The following is a 24,825-nucleotide window of genomic DNA, read 5'->3' as shown; positions in this document are numbered from 1 at the left end:
TCCTAAGTCCACCCCCCTAAACCAGACGGTTAGAGGGGGGTAAAGAGACGGAAGGCCCCGGCGGGATTGCGGCCCGCCGAGGCCAATGGCATCCACCCCAAGGAGGCTCAGATGCCAGCAATGAGGGTACGTGCTGCCCGGATTCGTCCGGAGCAGACCCGACCCGAATCGACGGCCGACGACGTGTCTGTGCTGGTGGCGCGGGCCCAGGCCGGTGACGCGGAGGCGTTCGGCGAGGTCTACGACCGGTACGTCGACCAGGTCTTCCGCTTCATCTACCGGCGGGTTCTGGACCGGCAGGTGGCCGAGGACCTGACCTCGGAGACGTTCCTGCGGGCGTTGCGCAACCTGGCCGCGTTCCGCCGGCCGGGCGGCGACTTCAGCGCCTGGGTGACCACGATCGCCCGCAACCTGACCATTAACCACCTGCAGTCGCACCAGCGGCGCGAGCGTCCGGTGGCCGAGGTCTACGAGCCGGTCTCGACCGATGTCGTGGCCAGCCCGGAGACGGCTGCTGTGGAGCGGCTGACCCGTGAGGCGCTGATCGTGGGGATCGAGAAGCTCAGCCCGATGCACCGGCAGTGCATCACGCTGCGGTACCTGCGGGAGCTGTCGATCGAGGAGACCGCCCAGGCGCTGGGCAAGACCCCGAGCGCGGTGAAGGGGCTGCAGCACAAGGCGCTGAAGGCGCTGCGGGGGCTGCTGCGCGGGACGGTGGTGATGCCGGCATGACCGCGACGATGACACCGGCCAACGGCACCGACCGGTCCGCCCTGGTGCGGGCCGCCCAGGGCAAGACAGCCCCCACCCAGCGGGTGCCTATGGGCATCCGGGTCGTCACCGGCCCGGGCACGTCGGCCGCGAGCGTGCCGCAGCCGACCAAGACCGTCGGCCGGCCGGTGGAGAAGCTGCTGAGCGTGGCCGCTGCGAGCGAGTCGGCGCGGACCCGGCAACTCGCCGAGAAGATCAGCGGGCTGCTCGAGGAACTGACCGGCCGGGTGGAGGCGGAGGAGGCGCAGCGCCGGGAGCGGGAGGCCGCCGAGGAGCAGCGCCGCAAGCTCGCCGAGGCCGAGGCCGCTCTCGCGCGGCAGCTCGCCGAGGTGCGGCAGAAGCTCCGCACGACCGGCCGTGATTCCGCGGCATCGCCGTCCCGCGATCGGCAGAGCGCCGAGCAGCGGGCAGCGATCCGCAAGTGGGCCGTAGCCAACGGCTACGACGTGAAGGACCGCGGCCGGATCCCGCGCGAGGTCGTGCAGGCGTGGGCCGCCGCGACCGGGTCGGAGGTGGCCCGGTGAAGGCGTTGACGAAGGTGCTGCTGCCTGCTGCCGCTGTGGTGTCGGTGGTCGGGCATGTGTGGGCGGCGTACGCGGTGCGGTCGCAGCAGACCGAGCTGGGGCGGGCCCGCCGCGAGGCGACCACGGATCCGTTGACGGGCCTGGCGAACCGGGCCGGCCTGGCTGCCGCGCTGGATGAGCTGGACGGCGAGCCCTACGACCTGGTCCTGGTGGACCTGGACAAGTTCAAGCCGGTCAACGACACCTGGGGCCACGCGGCCGGGGACCGGCTGCTGGTCGAGATCGCCCGCCGGCTGGCGGCGGTGCTGGACGACATCGACGGGGCGGTCGTCGCCCGGATCGGTGGCGACGAGTTCGTGCTGGCCTCGCCGTCGCCGGCGGCGCTGGCGCACTACCTGGGCGCGGAGGTCATCCAGGCCCTCGGTGCCCCGATCGAGGTCGCCGACGCGGTGACCGTGACGGTGACGGCGAGTGTGGGCGCGGTCCACGCCACGGCGGGTGAGGACCCGGCGCGGGCGATGGCGGCAGCGGACGCCGCCGCTTACGAGGCGAAGCTGCGCGGCGGTGACGGTCTGGTGGAGCACTGCCCGCTGACCGAGCTGCCGGAGGTGGAGCAGCGCCCGCTGCTGCGGCTGCGGGAGATGGTCGACCTCACCACCGCGCTGGGGGTGACGGCATGACGACCCCCACCGTGCTGGACACGGCCGCTGTGCTGGACCGCTACCGGGCCGGCCTGCGGGACGTGCCGGACGTTGAGCTGGAGCGTCGGGCCGCGACGGTGGCGGCCCTGCCCGGCCGGCTCGCCGCCGAGCTGCGGCACCTGATCGACGCGGAGCGGGAGTACCGGCAGGCCGTGCGCCGGCCGATCTCGCCGCCCTCGGGCCCGGTGCTGAACCGGGCGCGGGTGGCCGCCGCTGCTGCCGGGGTGGTGAGTACCGGGGCCGTGGGTGCGGTGTTCGCCGGCCGGGCGTTGGCCGAGCACGCCGACCAGGTGCCGCAGGCCCTGGTCTACTCCCCGGCCGTCGCGGTCGGCCTGGTCGCCGTGGTGGCCGGCGGTAGCCGGCTGGCGCGGTGGTTCGACGACCGCCGGCACCCCCTCGCCGAGGACATCGCTGAGGCCGACCTGAACCCGCTTGGCAGGCACCTGCTGGCCCAGGTTCGGGCCGCGCGGCAGGTCCGGGGGGAGGTGTCGTGATGGCAGGCCGACTGGTGGTGCGCGTGCAGCTGGACTGGACCGGCCCGGGTCACTACGACGCCGGCCGAGCGCTGCCCTGCCGGTGCTGCGACACCCCCACCAAGATGCGCGACGGCCAGGGCGCCGCGTGCCACAAGTCGTGCGCCGAGGACGAGATCGCCCGGGAGCTGCTCGGCACCGGCCGGGCCCGGATCGCTGACGAGCGGGTGCCGACTCCGGCGCGGCTCGCGGCTGGCTGACGGAGGCCATCAGTGAGTGACAAGAAGCTCGCCAACGTGGCGTGGGGGCCGTGGATCGCAATGGCGGCGGCGGTGATCCTCACGGCCAAGGGCGAGTTCGACCTGGCGGTGGCCGCGCACTTCAGCCCGTACATCGCCTGGATGTTCCCGGTGATGTTGGACGTCTACGTGATCACGGCGTTCCACCGTCGCAGGTGGAAGGACATGGTCGTCGGCATGCTGCTGATGATCTTCTGCCAGATCGCGGTGCATCTCCTGCCGGTCTACATCGACACCAAGGCCGGTGAGGAGGTGCCGTGGGGGCTGGTGGTGGCGGTCGCGTGTATCGCGCCGATCGTGGTCGTCAGGGTCAAGATGCTCACCGGCCGCACCGCAGCGGAAATCGCGGCGGCGGCGCAGGAGGCCCAGCGGGCGGAAGAACTCCGGGCGGCGCGGGCGGAAACCGCCGCCGCGCGTCAGGCGCGGGCGGAAGCCGAGGCGGCAGCGCGGGCGGAAAAGGCTCGTGCCGAGGCGGAAGCCGCCGCCCGCGCCGAGGCGGAAACCCGCGCGGTCGAGGCGGAAACGCGGGCGCAGGCGCAGGCGGAAACGCGGGCGGAAATCGAGGCGGCCACGGAGGCGGAAATCGCCGAGCACGTCCGGGCCGTCGCCGAGGCCCGCGAGGCCGCCCGGCTGGCCGAGCAGCGGGCGACCGCCGCGATCGAGGCGGCGCGGCTGGCCGAGGGTCGGCTCGCGGAGGCCCGCGACGCCGCTGACCGTGCCGGCACTGCCCGGGTCATCGCCGAGCAGGCCGCCGCCGAGCAGGTGCGGGCGCTCACCGACGCCGCTGAGCAGGCCGAACGTGACCACCAGGACGCCCTGGCCGAGGCTCGCGTCGACGCCCGTACCGCCCAGGAGCAGGCCGCACGACTGGACGACGAGGTCCGGGTGGTGCGGGCACAGCTCGACGAGGCGCAGCGCTTCGCCGAGCGTCAGGCCGCCGCCCGGGTCCACGCCGAGCAGGAGGCCCAGGCGGTCAAGGACGCCCGCAACGGTCTCGTCAACGAGTTGGAACGCACCCGCCGGGCACTGGCCCGCGCGCAGGAGAAGGCGGAAATCAGCGGGGGGCGGCAGCCGGAAATCCTGCGCCCAGCCGCCCGGAAAACCCTGGCCGCTGTTCCGGCCGAGTTGCCGGCAGACCTGCCTGAGGTGGAAACGGTGAAGCCGGAAAAGGTCGCCGCGATCCTCATCGCCCGAGCGGAAAACCCGAACGCCACCCAGACCGAACTGGCGTCGATCACCGGAATTTCCGACCGCACCATCCGCAAGGTCCTCAACGCCGTGCCGGCGGAAATCGTCGGCCAGGTCCTCGAACTCACCGCCGGCCGCGTCGCCTGACGCCGTTTCGGCGCCGGGAGATGAGACCACGGTGCTCGATCCGCCGATGACGTCGGGTCGAGTGCCGTGGCCCCACCCCTCGGCAGGAGGAAGAACCCGATGAACCCGACCGCGAACCCTGCACTACCGCACCTGAAGGAGGTGATCCCGTGAGTGCTCAACCCGCCGAGGACAGTTACCGACCGTCACCAGTGCCGCGAGTTCCATTCCGGCGTGAGGCGGACGTCGTTTCCCTCGTTCCGCCCAGGCCAGAAGGCCAGCCAGCCCCTCCCCTACCGGAAACCGATCGGGACGAACCCGCACAGATCGACCAGCCCATTTCTAACCCCAACTCCGGCACCAGAATTACTCTGCGTGACATTTCGGGGGATTGGGAGAGCGTCACGGCGGTGTGGACCGGCTCCCCGGAGCCGCTGCGTGACCTGGTCGACCAGGCCGCCCGTGCCCGTGAGGGCGAGGACGCCCAGGCGATCGCCATGGCGTGCTGGGCGGTGCTTGTGCTCATCCCGCGCGGGCTGCTGCACCTGGCCTCGTGGGTTCTGGCTCATCCCCTCCGATCGCTGGCCGCCGCCGCGGTGGCTGCGGTCTTCGTCGCAACCCTCTGAGAGGAGGCACCTGTCATGACCAGCTCAGTCCTCGTGCTTCTGGGCGTTGTCTACATCGTCCTCGCGGTGGTGTTCGCCTTCACCCCCCGCCTGCGGGTCCTCGTGGGCCTGATGGTCGGCGGGTTGATGGCCGGCGCCGTCGTCAGCCAGGTCAACAAGTGGCTCGCTAGCGGCATCGGCAAGATCGCCGGGCCGATTGGCGACTGGATCGGTCAGGACACCAAGGAGGTCGCCGTGGCCATCCCCAGCGCGCTGGGGCTCGCGCTCGGGATCGTCGTGGTGGTGTTCCTGCGCGGCAAGGGCACCGGTAAGAGCGCCATCGGGGGCAAGGGCGCCGTCGGCGGCAAGGGCGCCGCCGGTGGTGGCGGTGGCTTCAAGAAGCACCTGCCGCACATCGCGTTGGCCTGCGCGCTGCTGCTGCCGATGGTCCTCGGTGGTCTCGGCGAGACGATCCGGGACGTGGTCCAGTGATCTTCTTTGACATCCTCGTGTGGCTGGCGGTGGCCAAGTTCGCCGTGCTGCTGCTGGAGGACGCCGCCTACGCGGTGCGGGGCAAGCAGTCCCCGCGCCGCCAGGCCCGCGCCCGCCACCAGGCCGCCCAGCAGAAGACCAGCGACAGCGGCACCAGCACCGACGGGCCGGCCGGCGGTCGCCGCCGGTCGGGGGGCACCACGCTGGGGGCGGCGGACGGCTACCTCGCCGGCCTGATCGAGGACGCCACCGAGCGTGCGCGGGCCCGACGCCGCCGCGCCGCTGCCCGCAAGCGCGGCGCCCAGGCCGTCGACGGCGTCGTCGTCGACGTCGACGACCAGGGCCGCTGGTATGCCGACTGCGACGTGTGCGGCTGGCACAGCCGTCCGTACCGGATCGAGGCCAACGCTCTCGGTGCCGGCCGGGCGCACACCCGCACCGAGCACCCCGACCAGTACACCGGTCAACCCGAGCCCACCGAGGCCACCAAGACCGCCGAGGCCACGGAGGCCGCCGAGGGTGATTCCGCCGAATCCCCCGCCCCCGCCCCCGCCGACATCGACGTCGCGGAGGAATCGGGCCGGCCGGCGCTGCGGGTGATCCCTGGCGGGGCACAGGACACCCCGCCGACCCGGCCGGCCGGACCGGCGGGGGACCCGAAGCCCGCCGACGCGGCACCGGTGACGACCCCGGCCGCCGTGCTGCCGTCGCTGGCCCGCTACGGCTGGCGGTGCCCCCACTGCGGCGCCCGTAAGGAGGGCTTCGTCTCGTTCGGGGCCGCTGAGGCCGCCGCCGGGGCGCACACCTGCCCCACCACCCCGACCGACCCGGCGCCGGGCACCGGTCACCAGGACTCCGGCACCGCTGCCGGGGATGACCAGCACCACCCGACCGGCGTCCCGATGGCGCCGGACGGTTCGACCACCAGCACCAACGACAGCAAGGAGTTGCACGTGAACCTCGAAGCCACTGGTCCGGATGAGATCCGCGCCGCCTTCACCCAGGCCGCCGAGTCGGCCGGGGAGAACGCCGAGACGCTCGGCGGTATCGCGGGTGTGCTGACCGAGGCCGCCGACCGGTACGAGTCCCTGGAGATGGCGGCCTCCACCGTCGGGCACCTGCGCGACGCCGCCGAGCAGTTCGCCTCGGCGCAGGCGGCGCTGAACACCGCGCAGGAGGAGCTGCAGGCCGCCTTGGCCGACTTCAACGCCAAGGACGGCCAGGTCGCCGACACGGTCACCGAGACGGGCGGCAACGTCGCCAGCAAGGAAGTCCTGGTCGGCGGCTGACCAACCCACCCCCCGGCCCCGGGGCGACCACCGCCCCGGGGCCCTTCCCCTCCCGAACCCCTGCCAGCTTCGAAGGAGACCAGCGATGTCGACCCGAACCGTCTCCGAGGTTCGCGCGGACCGCATGGCCGCGTTCGGCCGCGTCCTGACCGCCCTGCTCGCCGCCGTCGCCTACGGAGTCGGCTGGCTGGTACGCCGCAGCTGGCGACGGCTGCTGCCGTTCTACTGGATCGCCGCCGAGCTGGCCGTGGCGTGGCTGGCCGGGCCGCTGGGTCTGTCGTGGCAGACCGTGGCGCTGCTGACGCTGGCGATCGCCGCCACGGCCGCCGGCTGGCGGGCCCGCAGCCGCGCCGTACGGATGTGGCGGGCCGCGATCGTCGTGGTCCTCGGCACCGTCGCGGTGGCCACGGTCGCCGCCGGTGGCCCGGCCGCCATGGCCGCCCACCCCACCGCGACGATTGCCCTGCCGACCCTGGCCGGTGTGCTGCTCGGCTGGCCGTGGTGGTACCACCTGCGGAGCCGGCCCCCGCAGGACGAGCCCGTGCCGGTCCCGGTCGCGGTCGGTGTGCCGACGACGGTGGTCGACCCGCTGACCGACCAGTGGTCGCGGCGCTGGCGTACCGAGGTGGTCGACGAGGGCGTGTGCGCCGGCACCACCCTGATCAAGGCCACCGAACCCCGACCCGGTGTCACCGAGGCGCTGATCCGCCTGGCCCCCAAGACCAAGCCCGGACCGCTGCTCAAGTCGGGTACGGACGTGGAGGTCGCGCTGGACCTCGATGAGGGCGCCGTGGGGTGGCGCTCCACCGGCAAGACCGCCTGGTTGCGGGTCGTCATCGTCGAGCGTTCCTACATCGCCGCCGGGGTGCCGTGGCACGGCCCCACCTACGCGGACGGGCGCTGCGAGATCGCCCGGTTCACCGACGGCTCCCCCGGCCACTGGGTGTTCTCCCGGCCGAACTTCGGGGTGCTCGGCGGCCTGGTCGTCGGGTCCACCGGCTCGGGCAAGACCCGTGCCCTGGGGGCGCTGAACGCCAACCTGCTCGAAGGCGGCTTCCAGGTCGTCGTCGGTGACCCGCAGAACGGCCAGTCGCTGCCGGCGTGGAAGGACGCGGTGGAGTACCACGCCGGTGTCGAGGCGACCACCCTGCTGCTGCGCCGTTTCCACGCCGAGGTGATGCGCCGCTCCGCGCTGCTCGCCGACGCCGGCGTCGACACCTACGACGAGAACGACCCTCGGGTGCAGGCCCTGGGCCTGGGCAAGCTGATGGTCGTCGTCGACGAGTGCCAGCTCGTGCTGATCCCGAACACTCCGCTGGTGCCGCTGGTCGAGCAGGCCGCCGAGACGATGCGCAAGACCGGCGCCGGTCTCGTGCTCGCCACCCAGCTACCGCAGATGCGCTCCCTGGGTGGATCGGTGCGGCTGCGGGACGCCCTGGTCGCCGGCAACGCCCTGATCCTGCGACTGTCCAACCGGGGCAGCGGTACCACGATCCTGCCGGACGACTTCGTCGGTGACCCGTTCGCCATCGAGCGGGAGATCGACGGCAAGAGCACCGCCGGCATGGGCTACCTGCGGCACAGCAACCGTGTCGGCATGATCTGCCGCGTACCTCACCTCGACGAGACGGCCGCCGCTGCCGCAAGCCCTCGTGTCCCGGTCCGCTGGAACGTCCCGCCGATCGACCCGAACACCCCGATCAAGGCCCCCAGGACGACCACCACCGGCAACTCGCCGGCAGCGGCCGGCGGAAGCGCCGGGGACAGGCTGCGCGCCGCGTTCGGCATCGGTCGTAAGACCACCACCGCGGTGGTGGAGCAGAGCACGCCGCAGACCAGCGCCGAGTGGGTCCTGGCCTGCCTGCGTCGCGGTCCCGCGTCGGCGCAGGCCCTGCTGGACCGGCCGGACTGCCCGGTCAACCAGGCCCAGCTCTACGCGCTGCTGAACCGGCTCAAGGACTCCGGCCGCATCGTCGCTCCCGCCCAGCGTGGCGGGCCCTGGACCGTCTCGGCCTGACCGCCGCCGTGACGACCGGCCCCTTGCGGTCCGGCCCTCGCGGTGGCCGCCAAGCCCTCCACCCCTGACCTGCCGTGCACCACCTGCCCGGACAAGGAGACCCCGCCCATGGCCAACACCTCCCGCCGCCGCAGTCCTCGGCGCAAGACCGAGGCCGAGGTCGACCGTGGCGCCGAGCTGGCCCGCCGCGCCGGTGAGGCCACCCGGGTCGCCTGGACCGGCACCGCACGCGGCGCCGGACGGCTCGCCCGCCGCCTGCCCAGCCCGCACCGCACCCCGGGCGTCGACCAGCCCGGCCACGACACCACCGGCCTGGTGCTGCTGCTGACCGGCCTGCTCGTCGCCGCCGCCGAGTGGACCAACCCCGCCGGCCTGCCCGGCCGGATCCTCGACGTGCCGGCCGCCGTCACCGGCGGCCTGCTCGGCATGCTCAGCGTGCTCGCCCCGCTGCCGCTGCTGTGGCTCGCGGTGGAAGCGATGCGTCACCCCGCCGGCCGGCACACCGTGCGGATCCTCGCCCAGGCCGCCGGCATCGTGCTGGTCACCGCCGGGGTCGGCGGGCTGCTCGACCTCGCCGCCCCCGGCCTGGGCGGGCTGCTCGGCCAGATCACCGGCGCCCTCGACGGACCGCTGAGCGTGTGGGGCGCGGTGCCGCTGCTGGTCGGGCTCATCGCCGCCGGGCTCACCGCCGTCACCCGCATCACCCCCGTCGCCCTGGTGACCAGCCTCGCCACCGCCCGCCGCCGAAAGGCACCCGTCGACGTCGATGATCTGGGCGACCTCGACCTGACCGACCTGGACGACTTCAACGACGTCGACGGACACCAGGATCCGACCGAGGCGTCATCGCTGGCCGTGCCAGCTCCGGCCCACCCGAGCCCCGTGGATTCCGTGGAATCGGCCCGGCCGGTGTCGGCACCGTCGACCCGGCCGCGTACGGCGGACCCGGCGCCCGCGTCCATGTCGGTGTCGACGACGCCGGCGACGGTTGGTGGCTACCAGCTGCCGCCGCTGAGTCTGCTCGCCGCCGGTGACCCGCCCCGTCGGCGCCCAGGGGCGACCGACCCGGGCCGGGTCGCGTTGCAGGGCGTGCTCGACGAGTTCAAGGTCAACGCGAGCGTGACCGACGCGCACCGCGGACCGGCCGTCACCCGCTACGAGATCACCCTCGGGCCCGGCGTGAAGGTCGAGAAGGTCACCGGCCTGGCCAAGAATTTCGCCTACACCGTCGGCCAGCCGGAGGTGCGGCTGCTGTCCCCGGTGCCGGGCAAGAGCGCCGTCGGGGTCGAGGTGCCCAACGCCGACCGCGAGGTGGTCACCCTCGGCGACGTCATCCGCTCCCGGGCCGCCCGCGACGGGCACCGGCTGCTCGTCGGCCTGGGCAAGGACATCGACGGCAAGGCGGTCACGGCGAACCTGGCCACTATGCCCCACGTCCTGATCGGCGGGTCCACGGGCTCTGGGAAGTCCGGCTGCCTGAACACGCTGCTGGTGTCGCTGCTGACTCGTGCGACGCCCGACGAGGTGCGGCTACTGCTGATCGACCCGAAGCGGGTCGAGCTGACCGCCTACGCCGGCATCCCGCACCTGGTCACGCCGATCATCACCAACGCCCGCAAGGCCGCCGACGCCCTCGAATGGGTCGTGCGGGAGATGGACATGCGCTACGACGACATGGCCGCCCACGGCGTACGGCACGTCGACGAGTTCAACCGTAAGGTCCGCGCCGGGCAGATCACCGCCCCGGCGGGCAGCGAGCGGGAGCTGCGCCCGTACCCGTATCTGGTCGTGGTGGTCGACGAGCTGGCCGACCTGATGATGGTCGCCCCCCGCGACGTCGAGGACTCGGTCGTGCGGATCACCCAGCTCGCCCGCGCCGCCGGCATCCACCTCGTCCTGGCCACCCAACGCCCCTCAGTGGACGTGGTGACCGGGCTGATCAAGGCCAACGTGCCGTCCCGGCTCGCGTTCGCCACCAGCTCCCTGACCGACTCCCGCGTCATCATCGACCAGCCCGGCGCCGAGAAACTGCTCGGCAAGGGCGACGGCCTGTTCCTGCCGATGGGTGCGGCCACCCCGACCCGGATCCAGGGCGCCTGGGTCACCGACGCCGAGGTCACCGCCGTCGTCGACCACTGGCGCCGCCAAGCCGACACCACCGCCCCCGCCATGCCGAGCAGCGCACCGACCAGTGCGCCGGTCGACGTGGCCACGCCGACCAGTGCGCCGGTGGACACCAGCGTGGTCGCCGCCCTCAGCGACGACGAGCGGACGCTACTGGCCGAGGCCGCCGAGCTTGTCGTGGCCAGCCAGTTCGGGTCCACGTCGATGCTGCAACGCAAGCTGCGCATCGGCTTCGCCAAAGCCGGCCGACTCATGGACACCCTGCACGACCTGCGGGTGGTCGGCCCGTCCGAAGGCTCCAAAGCACGCGACGTCCTCGTGACCCCCGACGAACTGCCCGACCTGATCGCCACTCTCCACGGCGGTCAGGCACCCACCGACCAGGTCGACCGCACCACCGCCACCACAGGCGGCACGGTGCTCCAGTTCCCGCGCAGCGGCACCCGCCGCTGACGCCACGCGGGCGGCCCCCCTGCCTTCCCAAGCTCGGGGCCGCCCGCCACTCCCCCAACCCGCAAGAGCGAGAGGAGCACCACCATGGTGCCTGACCCGGGTGACCCCGCCTACCTCGGCGCGGCGTACGCCACCAGCTACGACCCGCGCGGCCCGCAGGGACCGCGCCGCCACTTCACCATCCCCACCGCCGGTGCCTACGCGGTGCTGGTCGAGATCTCTCCCAGCCTCGCCGACAGCACCTTCCGCTGCACCGGCTGCGGCGCGACCGACCGCGACTTCTCCGAGCTGGAGATCCTCGCCCGCGCCGGAGCGCACGCCTCGGCGTGCGGTCGGGGCGCCGTGACGGCCGAACTGGACGTCGAGATCGCCACCGTGCGCGCCGAACTCGGCCGGATCGACCCGAAGGCGTCCGGCTACCTCCAGATGGCCGGGGTGCTGCTCGGCGCCGGCCTGGCCGTACTCGGCGGCGCCGGAGCCAGCGGCCACCTGCCCCGCGCCGCCCTAGCCGCCGGAGCGGTCACCGCCGTGGTGGTGCTGACCGCCGTGGTGCTGCTCCTGCTCGCCTCCCGGCCCCGCCTCGGCGGCGACTTCGGCTTCATCGCCTACGCCGACGCCGACGACGCCCAGGGCGTCCTCGCCCGAGTGGCCGCCGGCGACGCCGACCAGGGTCCGCAGTTGACTCCCCTGGCCAAAGCGCGGGAACTGTGGTGGCTGAGCCGCTCCGTCCGCGCCAAGTACATTGCCATCTCCCGGGCCGTGCCGCTGCTGCTCACCGGGTACGCCGGAGCAGCCCTCACCGCCGCCCTGGCGATCGGTACGTGGTGATCACGATGACCACCACCAGCCGCCCATTCGCCACCGTCGTCGCCGGCACTACCGACGAGTATCGCTTGGACGTCGTCACCGACCCCGAGCCCGACACCCCACAGACGGTCGTCTACTTCACCGCTGCCAACGTCGATGCCGCCTGCCACCAGGCCGCAAGGTTGCTCGCCGCCGTCACCGGCCCGGACGACCGCTACGGCGAGCTGTACGCCCACGACGGTGACGGCAACGCCGTGCACTGCGACACCATCCACCTGCCCGCGTGACCGTCCTCCACACCGTGCACGGGCGGCCCGGTCTGCCTGGCCGCCCGTCATCGCTTCAAAGCCTGAAACCCGTTGTAACGCAAGGCAGTCCAGCTCATCCCTATATGTACCTAATTGGGCTGGCGGTCCACACTGGATCGTTACGGACCGCGCGTGTTGGTACCCCCGCGGTAAACAGAGTGCCCGTAAGATCCTCGGGTCATCCGTCTGACTCGATCCTGAGGGAGCGCCTCCGCTCAACCCCTAACTGCAGACAGCAAGAGAGCCCCAAACCCCCATTCGTTTGGCCGCGATCAGGGTCTGAGGCTCACACAAGCTCGGAGGACACGATAGCACCCACCTCCGGGCTGGGTGCGCTCTTGTCTCCGGGCACGTTTTCGGCGTGTCGTGGCGGCACCTGCGTGCGCCCAGCCTCATCCCCCACACCTGCGGCGCTGACGACGGTGCCGCGATGACCATGACAGTGCAGCGGACGCCGCTGTCTGCCGACCGGGTGGTGGCGCTCGGGTACTGCCCCGACTGTTACGCCACCGGCACAGTTGCGCTCGTCGCGCCGGGAACGCGGCGGTGCCGGGCGCACCTGGTCGACCAGCGGCTGCTGGTCGAGACCACCGCCACCGGTCAGGCCCGGCTGGCCGCGCCAGCCGGTGGTCGCCGTCGGCCGGTGTACCCCACCGGTGTGCAGACGCCGTGCGTGGCCTGTGCCGTAGCTGGCGTCGACCGGCAAGGGCTGCCCCGCGACGGTGCCGGCTCGGATCCGCTGTGCATCCCGTGCTGGCGCGGACGGACCGACCGGCAGAACGCGGTGGAGCGGCGCCGACTGGTGACCGAACTGCGCGAGCGCCTGGACATCGACGAGCTGACCGAGTGCGCGGCGTGCGGCGAACCCGAGCCGACGCCGACATGCTGGTTGTGCGGCTACTCGTGGCTGGCCGAGGCCCGCGCCGAACACGAGCACCTGCTGACCCTCGAAGCCGCTGCCGTGGCCACGCGGTTCGCGCAGCTCACCGAGATGGACGAAGCCCGCGAGCGCGTCAGCACGATGGCCGCCTGGATCGAGCGGCTCACCGAAACCCTGACCGCGTTCCACGCTGGAGACAGCTGGGGCCGCCCCGTATGGCTGCTCGCCGATCTCCTGGCCCGGGACGCCGCTACCCGCAGCAGCCGCCGTGGTCGCCGCTCGGCGCTGGGCATGGTGTGCGGCGTCCTGGCCGTCAACGCCGACCGGCGTTCCGGTCGCCGGGCGATGCCCGGCCGGGCCGGCACCGCCGAGCTGGCCGGCTGCGACAACACCCGGCCGGTCACCGACGCCTGGCGGCGCGCCGAGGCCCTGGGCTGGTGCGTACGGGTCGAGCAGGGCCGCCGGCTGACCTACGCCGAGCGGTGCGCCACCGGCCGGTCCCAGGCCCGCGCCGTCTTCGACATCACCCCGCTGCACCACGGCGACCCGGCCGCCCAGGCCGCGCAGATCCCGGCCGCCCTGGACGTCCTGGCCGACCTGCTCGACCACGCCCGTACCCTGCTGGCCGCCGCCCAGGAGCGCGTCGACGCCCTCGACGCCCGCGCCGGTGGCTGGGTCGACTACCGCGAACAGGTCCGCCGCCAGCAGATGCGCCGCGCGGTCGCCGCCGCCCGCGATCACGCCCGTGACCAGGCCACGAATTTCCGCACCCCCCACACGGTGTCTCAAGCTATGAGCGTTTACTCCAGCTTGTTTCGGGGTCTGCCGATCTCACCGCCGATCACGTCCATACCGTCGGTGGACGACCGGCAAAGCCGGAGGAAGGACGGCGCTTCGCGCTCATCGACAAGAGCGGCAGTTGATCGCGGGTGTGCCCGGCCATTGTCTGTACAGCGTCCTAGGCCGGCTCAGAGGCACGGAGACGCGTCACGGCCACGCCGGGCACGTCCTGAGTGGTCGGGATGGGCGTACGCCCTCGCACGGGCCGTTCAGGACCGGTGGGTATGGCTACGTCACACTCCCCTGCCCCGGGTCGCGGCGACGCTGGGCGCCACCCTCGGTCCCGACTGGACCGCCGAGGCGCTGGACGCCTGGGTACGACGCAGCCGATCCCGGCCGGTGTTGACCACGCCGGACAGCCCGGTCGCGTACCTGCGCGCCGTACTCGAAGACGCGCTGACCGGCCCGGCCGCGCCGCCGTATCCGGCACGCCGCCACGCCGAGCATCGTCGGGCACTGGTGGCCGCACAGGCAGCCGAGCAGCACGAGCGCCACACCCTGGCGCACGCCGACGAGGACGACCGTGATCGGGTCGCCACCCGGCCCGGCGGTCGCAGCCCCGCTGTCGAGGCCGCCCTCGCGGCCGTGCGTGCCCGCACATCTGGCCGGTTGCGCCGCGCCGACCGCGCCGCGCTCGACGTGCCAGCCGCCGAGTGCGAGTGGCCTGCCGTTGCCCAACCCGGCGCCGGCCTCGCGCCCGGCCTTTAGGTGTTCCTAGCCCAGCCCAATCGGTGTACCTCCATACCGGCCCTCCCCCTGAGATCGCCTCTACGGCGATCTCAGGGGTCATCTTACGTGATCTTAGTCAATCAAGATCGAGTAATTTCGCCCTACGAAAAAACGATAAGTATTTTGAGTTCTACGTAAATAATAATGGTGTAAGATGGGTGCATGACGGAGACGATCACGGAACCGGGGGTGGCGTCGGTGCTGCGCTGCCGGTACAGCGTGTGCGGCGCCGAGCTGGCCTACAGCGGGCGAGGCCGGCCGCCGGAGTACTGCCCGGACCGCCGGTGGGAGCCCGGCGGGCGGACCTGCAAGCAGATGGCCGCCGCAGAACGTCAGGCCGAGCTGGCCGCCGGACTCGACGTGCCGCTGGCCGCCTACCGTGCGGCCACCGACCGGGTCCTGCCGGCCGTCGAGGCACTCTCCAGCGAGCTGTCTACTGTCGTGGAGACGATGCGCGCCATCGACGGTTCCGCGCTCGCCCGCATCGAGCAGGCCGAAGCCGCCGCCGTGGCCGCCGTCGAGCGCGCCCAGACCGCCGAGGCCGACCGCGACCGGGCTGTCCGCGACGCTGGCACCGCCCGGGCCGAAACCGCCGCCGCCACCGAGGCCCGCCGCGCTGCGGAACGCCGGGCTCGCGACGCCGAGGCGGAAGCCGAGCGGCAGACCACCGAGGCGTGGCGGCGGGTCGTCGACGCCGAACGTGCGCATGGCCGGGCCGAGGCCGCCGCCGCCGAACGCGCCCAGGCCGTCATCACTGAGACCCAACGCCGCGAAGCCGCCGAGGCGCGCGCCGCCGACCTCGCCGATCAACTCAAGGCATTGCGTCGCCAACTGACCGACGCGCAGGCCGAGACCCGCGATGCCAACAAGGCGCGCGCAGCAGCCGAACAGCGCGCAGATCGAGCCGAGGCCGCCGTCCTCGCAGTCACTGCTGAACGTGATGCTGGCCGCGCCGACATCGACCGTCTTGCCACTGAGTTGAAGGCCGTCCGTACCGCTCTCGCGGATTCCGAGGCCGCGCGCCGCCAGGCCGCAGACGATCTGCGTACCGAACGAGCTGCCTTGACCGACGCGCGGCGCCAAATCGACGAGCTGCACACCAGCCGGCGCACCGCCGAGCATGCCGCACAGGAAGCTCGTGTCGAGGCGGTCCGGCAAGAAACTGCCGCTCGTGCCGCCACTGACCGTGCCAATCAGCTCCAAGGCGAGCTGGATCAGCTGCGTTCGAGCTGAAAGTGAGGGGCTCCCGTCGAGATCTCGACGGGAGCCCCTCACTGGACTACGAGCAGATGCGGAAGGTTCTACGCGCGAGAGCCCGCACCCTGGTTGGGGGGCGCGGCCGTGCCGTTGAGCAGCAGGTGGGCCAGTACCTGGAGATCCTCTTCGGGTAGCTCCTCCCGGAGAGATGCGGCGATCCTGTCGGGGGTGCCGCCCAGGCGCTTGATAGCCGACGTCACCCCAGATCTACGCGGACGTGCAGTCTTCTCGTTGGTCGGCGCGACCGGGCCTGCGGGATCCGAGTTAACCGCGGTTAACTCTGGGGGGTGGGGCTGGGGCTCACGGCGAAGTCGCAACTCTTCTAGTTGCTTCTCAAGCGCGACCTGGTGAAGGTCGCGGACCTCGCGGAGCGGAACCTCGCCAGTGCGTACCAGCGCCTGCACCTCCGGTGCCAGCTTGAGCAGGTTGAGTCGCTGAGTCACCCAGGCTGGGGTGCGGGACATCTGTTCCGCTGCCGCCTTGCCCGATCCGCATTCCTCCACCAGGAGCTGGATGGCCCTGGCCTCCTCGATGGGGTCGAGGTTCTCCCGGTCCAGGTTCTCCGCAGCAGTCGCGCTGACCCATGCCTTACGGCTTTCGGCCGGCTCCTTCTTGACGACGATGTCCAGTGTCGGCAGACCTGCCGCGAGGGCTGCGGCGCGACGTCTGCCTCCGGTTACCTGAACCCAGAGAGCGCGCCCGATTGCGGCCTCGTGCTCCGGGTAGATGTGCAGGAAGGCTTCCCTGGACACGACCGCGCACGGCTGGAGCTGTCCGTGCGTCCGCATCGACTCAGCGATGCTTTCAATCTTCGCGCGGTCGGATTCAAGGTCGCGGGTGTTGAGGGGGTTGGGCGCGATCTGTTGCACCCGTGCCGTCCGAGGAGCTGCCTCGGCGAAGGCCGGCAGGCGTGCCTCGGGTAGCGCTGGCTCGGTGGCGAGATCCGAGAGGTTGATCCGCTTGCCTGCCATCGTCAAACCTCCTGCAGGTTCGGCGATCCAGCCTGCGACGGCACAGTCGCACTCCCGCCGTACCCCATCTCCAAGGCCAGCCGAAAGAAGTCCTCGCGGGCCTCCATAGCCACGCGGTTGCGGGGATACTGCGTCACCACCATGCCCTCGGCGGACGCCCGCGAGTGAAGCTTGTACCGCCGGATGACCGTGTTGCACATCGGCCATCCCTTGCGCTGAATGAACTGCGCGGTCTGCTGGAGATCGGGCAGCCCGTCTCGGGGATCCCAGCTGTTGACCACAACCCGGTACGGGATGCTGCGGGGCGCGATGACCGCTTCGATCGTGCGGGTCGTTGGGTCGTAGCAGAGGGGCTCCGGCACCATCGGCACCAGCACGTCGTCGCACTCATCAAGTGCGGCCTGAAGAATCCGCTCGTCCTCAAGGGATCCTGGCGTGTCCACGAAGATGTGCTCGTAGTGCAGGTTGCGCAGCTTGCGAAGGTCCCGCGGGTCGTCGATCTGAGCGAAGTCGAAGGGCAGCCCGCCATGCTGCTCGACCCTTCGTGACCACCACACCGACGAGGCCTGAGGGTCGGTGGATGCGACCATCACCGGGCTCTCGGGGTCGCCGATCGCTTCGGCGGTCGACTGGAGGATCGGCTCGGGGTTGACCAGGACGTCGTAGGTCACCGCCCCGAGGTTGACGGCGAGGGTCGTCTTGCCGACGCCGCCTTTCTGGTTGGCGACGACATGGACCTGTGTCATGTTGGCTCCATTCCGTGTGCTTCCCGGGCCGCCGAACTGCGAGCCGCGGTACTTCGGATGTCCGACATGCTAGGCCCGACCCTGACCTGCGGAGAAGTCACCCACTCCCAGGGCGCGTCCCTGTATTAGCCGCGGTTAACCGCTCGGACCTTCTTGACGCGAGTCGCCCCGGTTCTCGTCGCCTGCGCCAGCGCCTGCGACGGTGGGCCCCCCGGTTCGCCGACGAGAAAGAATGACCGACGTGGAGTCACCGCATCTTGGGGCGCGGCGCTTGCCAGCAGCGGGCAGATCCCACCGGGCGAGGACCAGGATGGTGAGCGGGACAGGCCCGCCTTGCAGATCAAGGACGCGCTCGCGTTCGTCGACGCCGCCGGCGACGATCAGGAGCTGATGCTCGCCGGGAGGGCCTCAAGGTTGTCCGTCGCCCGTGGGATCAGAAGAGTGTCGGCGCGGGTGCCAGCACTGAGGTAGTTTCGACAACCGATGATGTTCCTCCGGAGAGGATCACTCCGGCAGCGGTGGTTTCCGTCTGGAGGAGTTCGGGCTGAGCCAGGGTGTCCAGGGCCTCGACGACGTCGAGGACAGGAAACTCTCGCCGATCCGCCAGATACCGCGCCACCGTCCGAGCGGCCGGGCGCGGCAGTGCCACTTCCTTGGGAACCTGGGCATCCGCCGCCAGAAAGGCGGTCACGACCTCCCAAGCCAGGTAGAAGGTCTCAACAAAGCTGCCGTCGTAGGGCAGGGGACACAAGATCAGGTTGCGTTTCTCGTCCTTTCTGATCTTGTCGGACTTGCCCTGGCTTGCCGGTATAACTCCAATGCGGAGACCCCGATCGCCCTGCAGTGTCGCTGGATTGATCTTCACGGTGGTTCCGACCCAGTAGTCGGTGCTTGGGGAACCGAGGAAGAGGTCGGCTCGCCACAGGCCACTGATGCTCTGCGGAAGAGCCGAAACGATGCCCTTCCGGCGGAAGGCCGCCGCTGCAGCAGTGAGATGCTTCTTCAGCTTCACCGGCCGCCCGCGAGAGCCTGACAGTAGCGAGGAGTCATCGGTCAGGAGGTCCGCCGCCGTGTCGATGAGCTGTTGCGAGCCCGCTTTCTCGGCGCCGAAGAGGATCGATCCAACGTCCTCGCCCGGAACCTTGCAGAACGCCAACGCGTCGTACACGCGCTCGGCGACACTGGCCTCCCCTCGCCGGACCGCATCGTGCGCAGCGTACTCAAAGCAGATACCCGTGTCCCCGTCCCCAGGACGTCTGAGTCGGGGAAGCATCTTCAGCTTCACTCCCTTGCGGCCACCAGCTTCGGCAACAACATCGCTCTTCAGGGAGTAGAGAATGCCGACCAAGATGGGACGAACCACCGCTGTGATCGCTGAGACCTCGTCCGCCACCGGGTTGAGCTGTTGCTCGGTCCGAATTTCCACGACACGACGGTAGCCGTTCCATCCCGGGTCGAGTAGTCGATAGTCCGGGCCGTCAGCGGGTCCCCCTGGCACGACCCCACGCCACCGCTCGGTCCGACAACATAGCTCTACCACAACATGGCGTTGGCTAGAGAAGAACGAGTTCGACGAGACCCGCGCCGCGATGGAGGAGTATCTGCTGCCGAAGCTCCAGGCGGCCGGCATCCGGACGGTGCAGATCAGCAGCGGCGGCCAGTCGCAGGACGACGGCGTCGTCGTGCTCGACGACAGCCGGGCGCCGGCCGGGATGGTGATGCAGGGGCCGTGGCGGCTGCGCGACGAACTGCTGGCCGCCGGCACCGTACTGCAGACGGCGTCGAACGCCCGGCGGTTCTCGGCACGGGCGAAGGGCTGGCCACTCGACGAGTGGGCCAAACGGGCGGACGCCTATGGCGACGGTCACCGAGTGGTGGTCGATCGGGCCCACGTCGTCGGCAGCCGCCACAGCGTCCGCTCCCGCAGCGGCAGGTCCTCCCGGGCCAGCAGCGCGGTGATCTCCTCCCGGGCCAGCGCCCGGGTCCGGTCTGGGGCCCGGCCGCGCCGGAGCGATCACGCGGTACGCGGCCTGATCTCGCCCGGCCGGGGCAAGAACGAGCGCGCGCACGTGGTCGTGCTCGACGTGCCGGTGAACCTGCGCGCGATCGACCCAATCGGCACCAGCCAGGTCTGGGCAACGCTTACGCTGCGCAGGGGTGAAAAGAGTTCGGCTCACGGCGCTGACGCCGAGCCGCCCAGCTCGACACTCACGGCTACCGAGCGTTGCGGCTCTCACAATCGCCGCACATCCGCGTGATTATCCGATGCCATAGGGTTACCGGCGTGGTCGATGTGGACGACGATCTGGACCACCAGGGCATGGCGATCGAGCTGATCGACGCCTTCGCCGAACGCGACGCGGCGGGCCTGGCCGCGCTCGACGCCGCTGGCCGGGCGGCGCAGGTCCAGGCCCGGCAGGCGCTGTACGACTACGTCGACCGGATCTGGGAGGACGCCAAGGCCCCGCGGTCAGCGTCGGTACGGGGTCACCACTCCGGAGCCGCTGGACTTCCTCGGGCAGGAGTGTTGATGGCCCGTCCGGCTGCGCGACGACCGCCGGCACCACTGGAGCGCCGCCCCAAGCCAGCGTGGGGTATGTCCGGCCACGGTGAACGCTGGCACCCAGCTCGTGTAGCGCTTCAGGAACGGAAACGGCCTTCCGCTGCAACGGAAGGCCAGTTTCCGACGCTCATCCGGATCAACAGGTCGAGGTCGGTCTGTAAACCGTGGCCTTGATGGCGATTCGCTTGTAGGTCGATCGTTGTATTCTGACAAAATCTGACAAGGTTGAGGGTGGCTCGCGGCTCGCGGTGAACGAGGGAAGGGACGATCGTGACTAGGCGTGTCCCTGGAGCAAGCAGCTCAGAGCCCGCTTCCGCGCTGGCGCGTTTACGTGTGGCGCTGGCGAGTCTCCATGTCGAGAGAGGGGCGCCAACTACCCGCATCATGGCCCGCCAGATCCGCGAAGCAGGGATGGATGTCAGGGATATCAGCCACGACACGGTCCATCGCGTTCTCCGCTGTCTGAAGGTCCCAACCTGGCCGTCATTGGAAGCAGTGGTGACAGTTCTTGCTGGTGATCTCGACGAGTACCGGCAGTTGTGGATCGAGTGCCGCACCGAAGAGGGGAATGCGGAGCCAGCCGCGCTGCCTCGTGCCAGGCCGACTCGACGGCGCAAGGCAACCTCTAGCAATCAGGTACTACCTGGTTCTGAGGCCGTACCCGCGGGCCTCGGTCACCTCGCCGAGGTTGCCGGCGACGCCAACATGGTTCCTCGGCTCAGCGGTGACGTATCCCGCATCCCTCCAGAGACGTTTGCCGACGACCTGAAGCCTTCAGACCTCACGCGACTGGTTTCCATCGGAACACTCAGGAGGTATCGGCCAGGCGAAAACCTTCATCGCCAAGGAAGCCATGACACGCATGTTCACCTCTTGGTCAGCGGGGTGGTAGCAGTTCGAACAGGGGGCGGCGGCGAGACTCGCCTCTTAGCGCTTTATAGCGCCGGAGATCTCGTGGGGGACTCCGCGATTCTCGATGGTCGCCCGCAAGCTGCAACGGTCACTGCGCTCGTGTACTGTACTGCGGTCGCAGTTCCAGGGGAGAGGTTTCGCCGGTACCTGTCATCTACACCGAGCGCTGTGATGGCCCTCCTGTCCGTCACAGGCCGGAGGCTCAGGCGAAGCCACGAACAACAACTCCTCGCCATGCTGCCGAGCATGCAACGGCTCGCCCTGTTCCTTGTCGATCTAGCACAGCGATTCGGTCGGCTCACCGAGCACGGCATAGCGATCGATGTTGGCCTGTCTCAGAATGATCTTGCATCGGCTATAGGTGCATCCCCGGGTACAACGGGCCGGATCCTAAGGGAGCTGCATGAGCGTGGGTTGATCGTGACCAGATATCGAACGATCTTTGTCGAAGATATCTCCTGCTTGCAGGCGCTTGCTGACATGCAGGCGCTCTAGCTGCGAGGCCCTGTTGGTCGAGCTTTCATGGTCGTCAGCCTCAGCCCTCTTCCGCATCCGAGATGTATGGATCACAATGGGCAGCACTGGCCGAGAAGGACAACTGATGTCAACCGGGTGGCTGCAACCACCGACATCTACTTCTCTCCAGGTAGAAGTCTCATCCGGATCACTCAGGGACTGAGGAGGAACCCCTCTCATGCCAACGCTGCCGCCCTGCGGCGTGTCTCGAACATGGCCAGCTTCCATGTGGCATCCTCCCGCCAGAACGGCGGGTTGTGATGGATGACCAGGCTCTGCGCGTTGTTTGGCTGGCGATCTCGGTCCTGGCTGCCGTGATCGTAGCTTCCGGAGCTGGTGTGCTTGCCCGACTAGCTGGCGCCCACTTCCCGAAGGCCGTCATCACTGCTGCAACGGCGTTCGGTGGTGCTCTGCTGCTCATCCTCGCCATGATCGGCTTTGTTTGGAGCTGAGTCCCTAGTGCGCCAACAGGGACCGGCGTCTCGGCGCCGGTCCCCTCACCTCTCGTGAAGTAGGCACTGGCCACCGCGCTGGGGCTGCCCAGACACCCCGGCCGCTACCTTGACGGCGCGCCGTCTGCGGCGTTCGCCTGCCGGACGACCGACTTGGCAAAAGAGCCCGACCAGCGGGCGGAGCGGTGCTGCTCGGTGGTCGACGCCGTCACGGTGGCGTCGATAGAGAGCCACTGACCTGTCCGAACGATCCCGCCGACGACTGTGCGCGCTGGCAGGCACTCGCGCCGGACGAGTGAGGGCTGCTGTTCGTCGTCAACGGCCAGGGCCGCCGCTGGACGCTGTACGCGGGGTTGCCGGTAAGAAACGTGTCACCAGATTCAAACGGCGGTTGGTCCCGCTGGTCAGCGTGATGTATCCGGCCGCCGCCGGCGACCGTCATTGGGAACCAGGGGCCCGCCGACCGGTCGTCGGCGGGTCGCCGCTCACCCTAGCCGCGCCGGGTGGTGATTCCGTGGAATAGCCATCTTGCAAGATCATCTGTTGATGCCTCCATAAGTGTTCATATCGAGGCATGAAATTGTCGGACCCGGATAGTGTCCGGCGTATGACGTACGGCACCGCGCCGTCGTGGCACTCGTACGCCTGGCAGTGCGGCACGGTCCGCTAGACCGACAGCGCCTGGTGTGCGACGTCTGCCTCAGACCCTGGACTGTCCGATGTGGCTCGGGTGGCGATGGTGGCTGATGATGTGGTCATGGGTTCGCGACGCTGGGTGGTCATCGGGGCAGGTTGGGTGGTCGCTGCCGGGTTGGTACTGGCGGCGGTGGTGTTCGGTTTGCAGGGGGTGGAGGTGGCCAGTTGGCTGGCCGGGGCCGCGAGCTTCGTAGTCGCGGTGGCCGCCCTCGTTCTGGCCCCTTCGGGAGGCCCCGCTGCGACACCGATGCCGCCAGCTGCGGTGACACCGCCGGCGGCGGGGCCGGGGTCGATCACCGTGCAGGGTGATCTCACGGGGATCGCCTCGACGGGCGACAACGCGACGAACACCCAGCACCGGTGAGGTGGTTTCGACGCGGCCGGGTTGCCCCTTTGCCCGCTGATCCCGAGCCGCCGACGCCGGTGGGTGATCCCGCTGCGCCGAGCGGGTCGGGCTCGATCACGGCGGGCAGCATTCCCGGTATCGCCTCTACGGGCCCTCATGCGACCAATACGCAGCACGTCACGGTGGTGCCGGCGGCGGCGTTGGTCGCGCCGGAGGCCGTGCCGGCCCCGGCCGGGCTGGTGAACCTGCCGGTGCGGCTGCGGCTGTTCGTGGGTCGTGAGGATGCGCTGGGCTGGCTGGACTCGGCGGCTCAGGATCCGGGTGTGGTGGTCGTGCAGGCGGTCCACGGTCTCGGCGGTATCGGTAAAAGCACCCTGGTCGCACGCTGGGCGGCCACCCACCGCGACGACCATCGCCCGATCTGGTGGATCACCGCGGACAGTCCCGCTGCTCTCGACGCCGGCCTGGTCGCCCTGACCGTCGCGCTGCAACCGGCCCTCGCGGCTTTGCCGTCACCGGCCCTGCGGGAATGGGCCGTACGCTGGCTGGCCTGCCACGACGGGTGGCTGCTCATTCTGGACAACGTCACTGATCCCGCCCACATCGCCGATCTGGTGGGACGGTTGGCCCGGGGGCGGATCCTGATGACCAGCCGCCGCGCCACCGGCTGGCCCGACATCGTGACCCCGCTGCACCTGGACGTCCTCAAACCCGACCAGGCGGTCGCCCTGCTCACCGGGATCGTGTCCCAGGGCGGCGGTGTCATCGACCCCGTAGGCGCTGCCGCCCTGTGCGTCGAGTTGGGCCATCTTCCGCTGGCGGTGGAACAGGCCGGTGCCTACCTGGCCCAGACCCGGACCAGCGTCGGTGACTATCTGCGGCTGCTCGCCGAGCATCCCGCCGACATGTACCGCGACGGCGAGGAAGGTAGGGCCGCCGAACGGACGATCGCCCGGGTCTGGCACGTCACCCTCGACGCCTTCGCCGACGATCCCCTGCCCGGACGGCTGCTGCGGGCCCTGGCCTGGTACGCGCCGGAAGCCATCCCCCGCAGCCTGTGGCACCATCTCGGCGACGGTGCGGGGGAACCGGCGGTGACGCGGGCGGTCGGCCGGCTGGCCGCGTACAACATGCTCAGCATCGACCCCGCCACCCGGGCCGTCACCGTGCACCGACTCGTCCAGGCCGTCGCCCGCACACCCGACCCCGATGACCCGCGCCGCCAACCCGACGACATCACCACCGCCCGGACCACCGCCACCGCCGCCCTGACCACCGCGCTGCCCGACGACTGGCGCGACCCCACCACCTGGCCGACGTGGCGCACCTCGTTGCCTCACGTCGACGCGCTCGTCTCCCAGACCAGAGCACACGCCACCGACAGCGACCGCGTCGCCCAGGCCTACCTGCTCAACGCGACCAGCCTGTTCCTGCTCGACCAGGGAAACCTCCCTCACGCCATCGCCTACCTCAAGCAAGCCCTCACCGATCGACGGCGGGTGCTCGGCAACGACCACCCCGACACGCTGACCTCGGTCAACAACCTCGCCGGCGCCTACAGGTCGGCGGGGGATCTGGGGCGGGCGATTCCGCTGTTCGAGCAAGCTCTCACCGATCGACGGCGGGTGCTCGGCAACGACCACCCCGATACGCTGGCCTCGGTCAACAACCTCGCCTACGCCTACAGGTCGGCGGGGGATCTGGGGCGGGCGATTCCGCTGTACAGGCAAGCCCTCACCG

At 70.6% G+C, this 24,825-nt stretch carries 23 protein-coding genes and 1 pseudogene; 21 read left to right on the top strand and 3 right to left on the bottom strand.

What is annotated here, in order from left to right:
* Positions 1-111: 111 nt before the first annotated feature.
* From VAB18032_RS29670 to VAB18032_RS29600, 15 genes are all read left to right on the top strand, one after another.
* Positions 112-732, top strand: coding sequence for an RNA polymerase sigma factor (locus tag VAB18032_RS29670; RefSeq protein WP_244881208.1), 621 nt, complete (start codon positions 112-114; stop codon positions 730-732).
* The gene (locus tag VAB18032_RS29665) at positions 729-1,295 is read left to right on the top strand and encodes an Lsr2 family DNA-binding protein (protein ID WP_148272433.1); all 567 of its coding nucleotides are present in this window, start codon (positions 729-731) and stop codon (positions 1,293-1,295) included. The genes VAB18032_RS29670 and VAB18032_RS29665 overlap by 4 nt, the downstream gene beginning before the upstream one ends.
* Positions 1,292-1,975: a GGDEF domain-containing protein gene (locus VAB18032_RS29660; protein ID WP_043726562.1), complete on the top strand. Its 684-nt coding sequence runs from the start codon at positions 1,292-1,294 to the stop codon at positions 1,973-1,975. The genes VAB18032_RS29665 and VAB18032_RS29660 overlap by 4 nt, the downstream gene beginning before the upstream one ends.
* The gene (locus VAB18032_RS29655; protein WP_043726518.1) at positions 1,972-2,490 is read left to right on the top strand and encodes a hypothetical protein; all 519 of its coding nucleotides are present in this window, start codon (positions 1,972-1,974) and stop codon (positions 2,488-2,490) included. Before VAB18032_RS29660 ends, VAB18032_RS29655 begins: the two co-directional genes overlap by 4 nt.
* Positions 2,490-2,729: a hypothetical protein gene (locus tag VAB18032_RS29650; protein ID WP_013713122.1), complete on the top strand. Its 240-nt coding sequence runs from the start codon at positions 2,490-2,492 to the stop codon at positions 2,727-2,729. Before VAB18032_RS29655 ends, VAB18032_RS29650 begins: the two co-directional genes overlap by 1 nt.
* A 60-nt stretch (positions 2,730-2,789) precedes the next feature.
* Positions 2,790-4,103 (top strand): coiled-coil domain-containing protein, encoded by a 1,314-nt coding sequence (locus tag VAB18032_RS29645; RefSeq protein ID WP_043726515.1) that lies wholly within the window; start codon positions 2,790-2,792, stop codon positions 4,101-4,103.
* 389 nt (positions 4,104-4,492) lie between these two features.
* Positions 4,493-4,708 carry a hypothetical protein gene (locus tag VAB18032_RS29640; RefSeq protein ID WP_013713120.1) on the top strand — a complete coding sequence of 72 codons (216 nt, stop codon included), beginning with the start codon at positions 4,493-4,495 and terminating at the stop codon, positions 4,706-4,708.
* A gap of 15 nt (positions 4,709-4,723) precedes the next feature.
* Positions 4,724-5,179, top strand: coding sequence for a hypothetical protein (locus VAB18032_RS29635; RefSeq protein WP_013713119.1), 456 nt, complete (start codon positions 4,724-4,726; stop codon positions 5,177-5,179).
* Positions 5,176-6,468, top strand: coding sequence for a hypothetical protein (locus tag VAB18032_RS29630; protein WP_013713118.1), 1,293 nt, complete (start codon positions 5,176-5,178; stop codon positions 6,466-6,468). Before VAB18032_RS29635 ends, VAB18032_RS29630 begins: the two co-directional genes overlap by 4 nt.
* Before the next feature lie 85 nt (positions 6,469-6,553).
* Entirely contained in the window at positions 6,554-8,485 is a 1,932-nt protein-coding gene (locus VAB18032_RS29625) for a type IV secretory system conjugative DNA transfer family protein (protein WP_013713117.1), read from the top strand.
* Between the two features lie 108 nt (positions 8,486-8,593).
* A complete protein-coding gene (locus VAB18032_RS29620; protein WP_050814811.1) occupies positions 8,594-11,062 on the top strand; it encodes a DNA translocase FtsK in 2,469 nt (822 codons plus the stop codon).
* A gap of 84 nt (positions 11,063-11,146) precedes the next feature.
* Entirely contained in the window at positions 11,147-11,890 is a 744-nt protein-coding gene (locus tag VAB18032_RS29615) for a Pycsar system effector family protein (RefSeq protein WP_013713115.1), read from the top strand.
* A 5-nt stretch (positions 11,891-11,895) separates the two neighbouring features.
* Positions 11,896-12,156, top strand: coding sequence for a hypothetical protein (locus tag VAB18032_RS29610; RefSeq protein ID WP_043726553.1), 261 nt, complete (start codon positions 11,896-11,898; stop codon positions 12,154-12,156).
* A 451-nt stretch (positions 12,157-12,607) separates the two neighbouring features.
* Positions 12,608-14,605: a hypothetical protein gene (locus tag VAB18032_RS32450; RefSeq protein WP_244881207.1), complete on the top strand. Its 1,998-nt coding sequence runs from the start codon at positions 12,608-12,610 to the stop codon at positions 14,603-14,605.
* Between the two features lie 183 nt (positions 14,606-14,788).
* Positions 14,789-15,859 carry a hypothetical protein gene (locus tag VAB18032_RS29600; RefSeq protein ID WP_013713112.1) on the top strand — a complete coding sequence of 357 codons (1,071 nt, stop codon included), beginning with the start codon at positions 14,789-14,791 and terminating at the stop codon, positions 15,857-15,859.
* 68 nt (positions 15,860-15,927) lie between these two features.
* Here the strand turns inward: VAB18032_RS29600 and VAB18032_RS29595 are convergent, their stop codons facing one another.
* From VAB18032_RS29595 to VAB18032_RS29585, 3 genes are all read right to left on the bottom strand, one after another.
* A complete protein-coding gene (locus VAB18032_RS29595) occupies positions 15,928-16,854 on the bottom strand; it encodes a ParB/RepB/Spo0J family partition protein (protein ID WP_013713111.1) in 927 nt (308 codons plus the stop codon).
* Positions 16,855-16,856: 2 nt separating this feature from the next.
* On the bottom strand, positions 16,857-17,600 hold the full coding sequence (locus VAB18032_RS29590) for a ParA family protein (protein WP_013713110.1): 744 nt from the start codon (positions 17,598-17,600) through the stop codon (positions 16,857-16,859).
* Positions 17,601-18,033: 433 nt separating this feature from the next.
* A complete protein-coding gene (locus VAB18032_RS29585; protein WP_013713109.1) occupies positions 18,034-19,026 on the bottom strand; it encodes a hypothetical protein in 993 nt (330 codons plus the stop codon).
* Positions 19,027-19,237: 211 nt separating this feature from the next.
* Here VAB18032_RS29585 and VAB18032_RS32215 point away from each other — a divergent pair, with 211 nt between their 5' ends.
* The 6 genes and pseudogenes from VAB18032_RS32215 to VAB18032_RS33405 form a co-directional block, all read left to right on the top strand.
* Positions 19,238-19,858 (top strand): hypothetical protein, encoded by a 621-nt coding sequence (locus VAB18032_RS32215; RefSeq protein WP_158309515.1) that lies wholly within the window; start codon positions 19,238-19,240, stop codon positions 19,856-19,858.
* A gap of 26 nt (positions 19,859-19,884) precedes the next feature.
* Positions 19,885-20,337: a hypothetical protein gene (locus tag VAB18032_RS31980; RefSeq protein ID WP_148272432.1), complete on the top strand. Its 453-nt coding sequence runs from the start codon at positions 19,885-19,887 to the stop codon at positions 20,335-20,337.
* A 210-nt stretch (positions 20,338-20,547) separates the two neighbouring features.
* Positions 20,548-21,570 (top strand): Crp/Fnr family transcriptional regulator, encoded by a 1,023-nt coding sequence (locus VAB18032_RS31090; RefSeq protein WP_081476330.1) that lies wholly within the window; start codon positions 20,548-20,550, stop codon positions 21,568-21,570.
* 281 nt (positions 21,571-21,851) lie between these two features.
* Positions 21,852-22,043, top strand: a complete 192-nt coding sequence (locus VAB18032_RS29570; protein WP_148272431.1) for a hypothetical protein — start codon at positions 21,852-21,854, stop codon at positions 22,041-22,043.
* Positions 22,044-22,779: 736 nt separating this feature from the next.
* Positions 22,780-23,103 carry a hypothetical protein gene (locus tag VAB18032_RS29565; protein WP_244881211.1) on the top strand — a complete coding sequence of 108 codons (324 nt, stop codon included), beginning with the start codon at positions 22,780-22,782 and terminating at the stop codon, positions 23,101-23,103.
* Between the two features lie 626 nt (positions 23,104-23,729).
* Positions 23,730-24,788 (top strand): annotated as a pseudogene (locus tag VAB18032_RS33405) (tetratricopeptide repeat protein); the annotation flags it as partial.
* Positions 24,789-24,825: the final 37 nt, after the last annotated feature.

The organism is Micromonospora maris AB-18-032 (assembly GCF_000204155.1).
GTDB classification, from domain to species: Bacteria; Actinomycetota; Actinomycetes; order Mycobacteriales; family Micromonosporaceae; genus Micromonospora; species Micromonospora gifhornensis.
The sequence above is the reverse complement of the archived record's forward strand: the minus strand, read 5'-3'. Positions and strand labels throughout refer to the sequence as shown.

Excerpts from the sequence above, each read along its gene's own strand:
- VAB18032_RS29670 (WP_244881208.1), top strand. The coding sequence starts at position 112 with ATGCCAGCAATGAGGGTACGTGCTGCCCGGATTCGTCCGGAGCAGACC.
- VAB18032_RS29665 (WP_148272433.1), top strand. The coding sequence starts at position 729 with ATGACCGCGACGATGACACCGGCCAACGGCACCGACCGGTCCGCCCTG.
- VAB18032_RS29655 (WP_043726518.1), top strand. The coding sequence starts at position 1,972 with ATGACGACCCCCACCGTGCTGGACACGGCCGCTGTGCTGGACCGCTAC.
- VAB18032_RS29650 (WP_013713122.1), top strand. The coding sequence starts at position 2,490 with ATGGCAGGCCGACTGGTGGTGCGCGTGCAGCTGGACTGGACCGGCCCG.
- VAB18032_RS29645 (WP_043726515.1), top strand. The coding sequence starts at position 2,790 with ATGGCGGCGGCGGTGATCCTCACGGCCAAGGGCGAGTTCGACCTGGCG.
- VAB18032_RS29635 (WP_013713119.1), top strand. The coding sequence starts at position 4,724 with ATGACCAGCTCAGTCCTCGTGCTTCTGGGCGTTGTCTACATCGTCCTC.
- VAB18032_RS29625 (WP_013713117.1), top strand. The coding sequence starts at position 6,554 with ATGTCGACCCGAACCGTCTCCGAGGTTCGCGCGGACCGCATGGCCGCG.
- VAB18032_RS29620 (WP_050814811.1), top strand. The coding sequence starts at position 8,594 with ATGGCCAACACCTCCCGCCGCCGCAGTCCTCGGCGCAAGACCGAGGCC.
- VAB18032_RS29615 (WP_013713115.1), top strand. The coding sequence starts at position 11,147 with ATGGTGCCTGACCCGGGTGACCCCGCCTACCTCGGCGCGGCGTACGCC.
- VAB18032_RS29610 (WP_043726553.1), top strand. The coding sequence starts at position 11,896 with ATGACCACCACCAGCCGCCCATTCGCCACCGTCGTCGCCGGCACTACC.
- VAB18032_RS32450 (WP_244881207.1), top strand. The coding sequence starts at position 12,608 with ATGACCATGACAGTGCAGCGGACGCCGCTGTCTGCCGACCGGGTGGTG.
- VAB18032_RS29600 (WP_013713112.1), top strand. The coding sequence starts at position 14,789 with ATGACGGAGACGATCACGGAACCGGGGGTGGCGTCGGTGCTGCGCTGC.
- VAB18032_RS29595 (WP_013713111.1), bottom strand. The coding sequence starts at position 16,854 with ATGGCAGGCAAGCGGATCAACCTCTCGGATCTCGCCACCGAGCCAGCG.
- VAB18032_RS29590 (WP_013713110.1), bottom strand. The coding sequence starts at position 17,600 with ATGACACAGGTCCATGTCGTCGCCAACCAGAAAGGCGGCGTCGGCAAG.
- VAB18032_RS31090 (WP_081476330.1), top strand. The coding sequence starts at position 20,548 with ATGGCCCGCCAGATCCGCGAAGCAGGGATGGATGTCAGGGATATCAGC.
- VAB18032_RS29570 (WP_148272431.1), top strand. The coding sequence starts at position 21,852 with ATGGATGACCAGGCTCTGCGCGTTGTTTGGCTGGCGATCTCGGTCCTG.
- VAB18032_RS29565 (WP_244881211.1), top strand. The coding sequence starts at position 22,780 with ATGGTGGCTGATGATGTGGTCATGGGTTCGCGACGCTGGGTGGTCATC.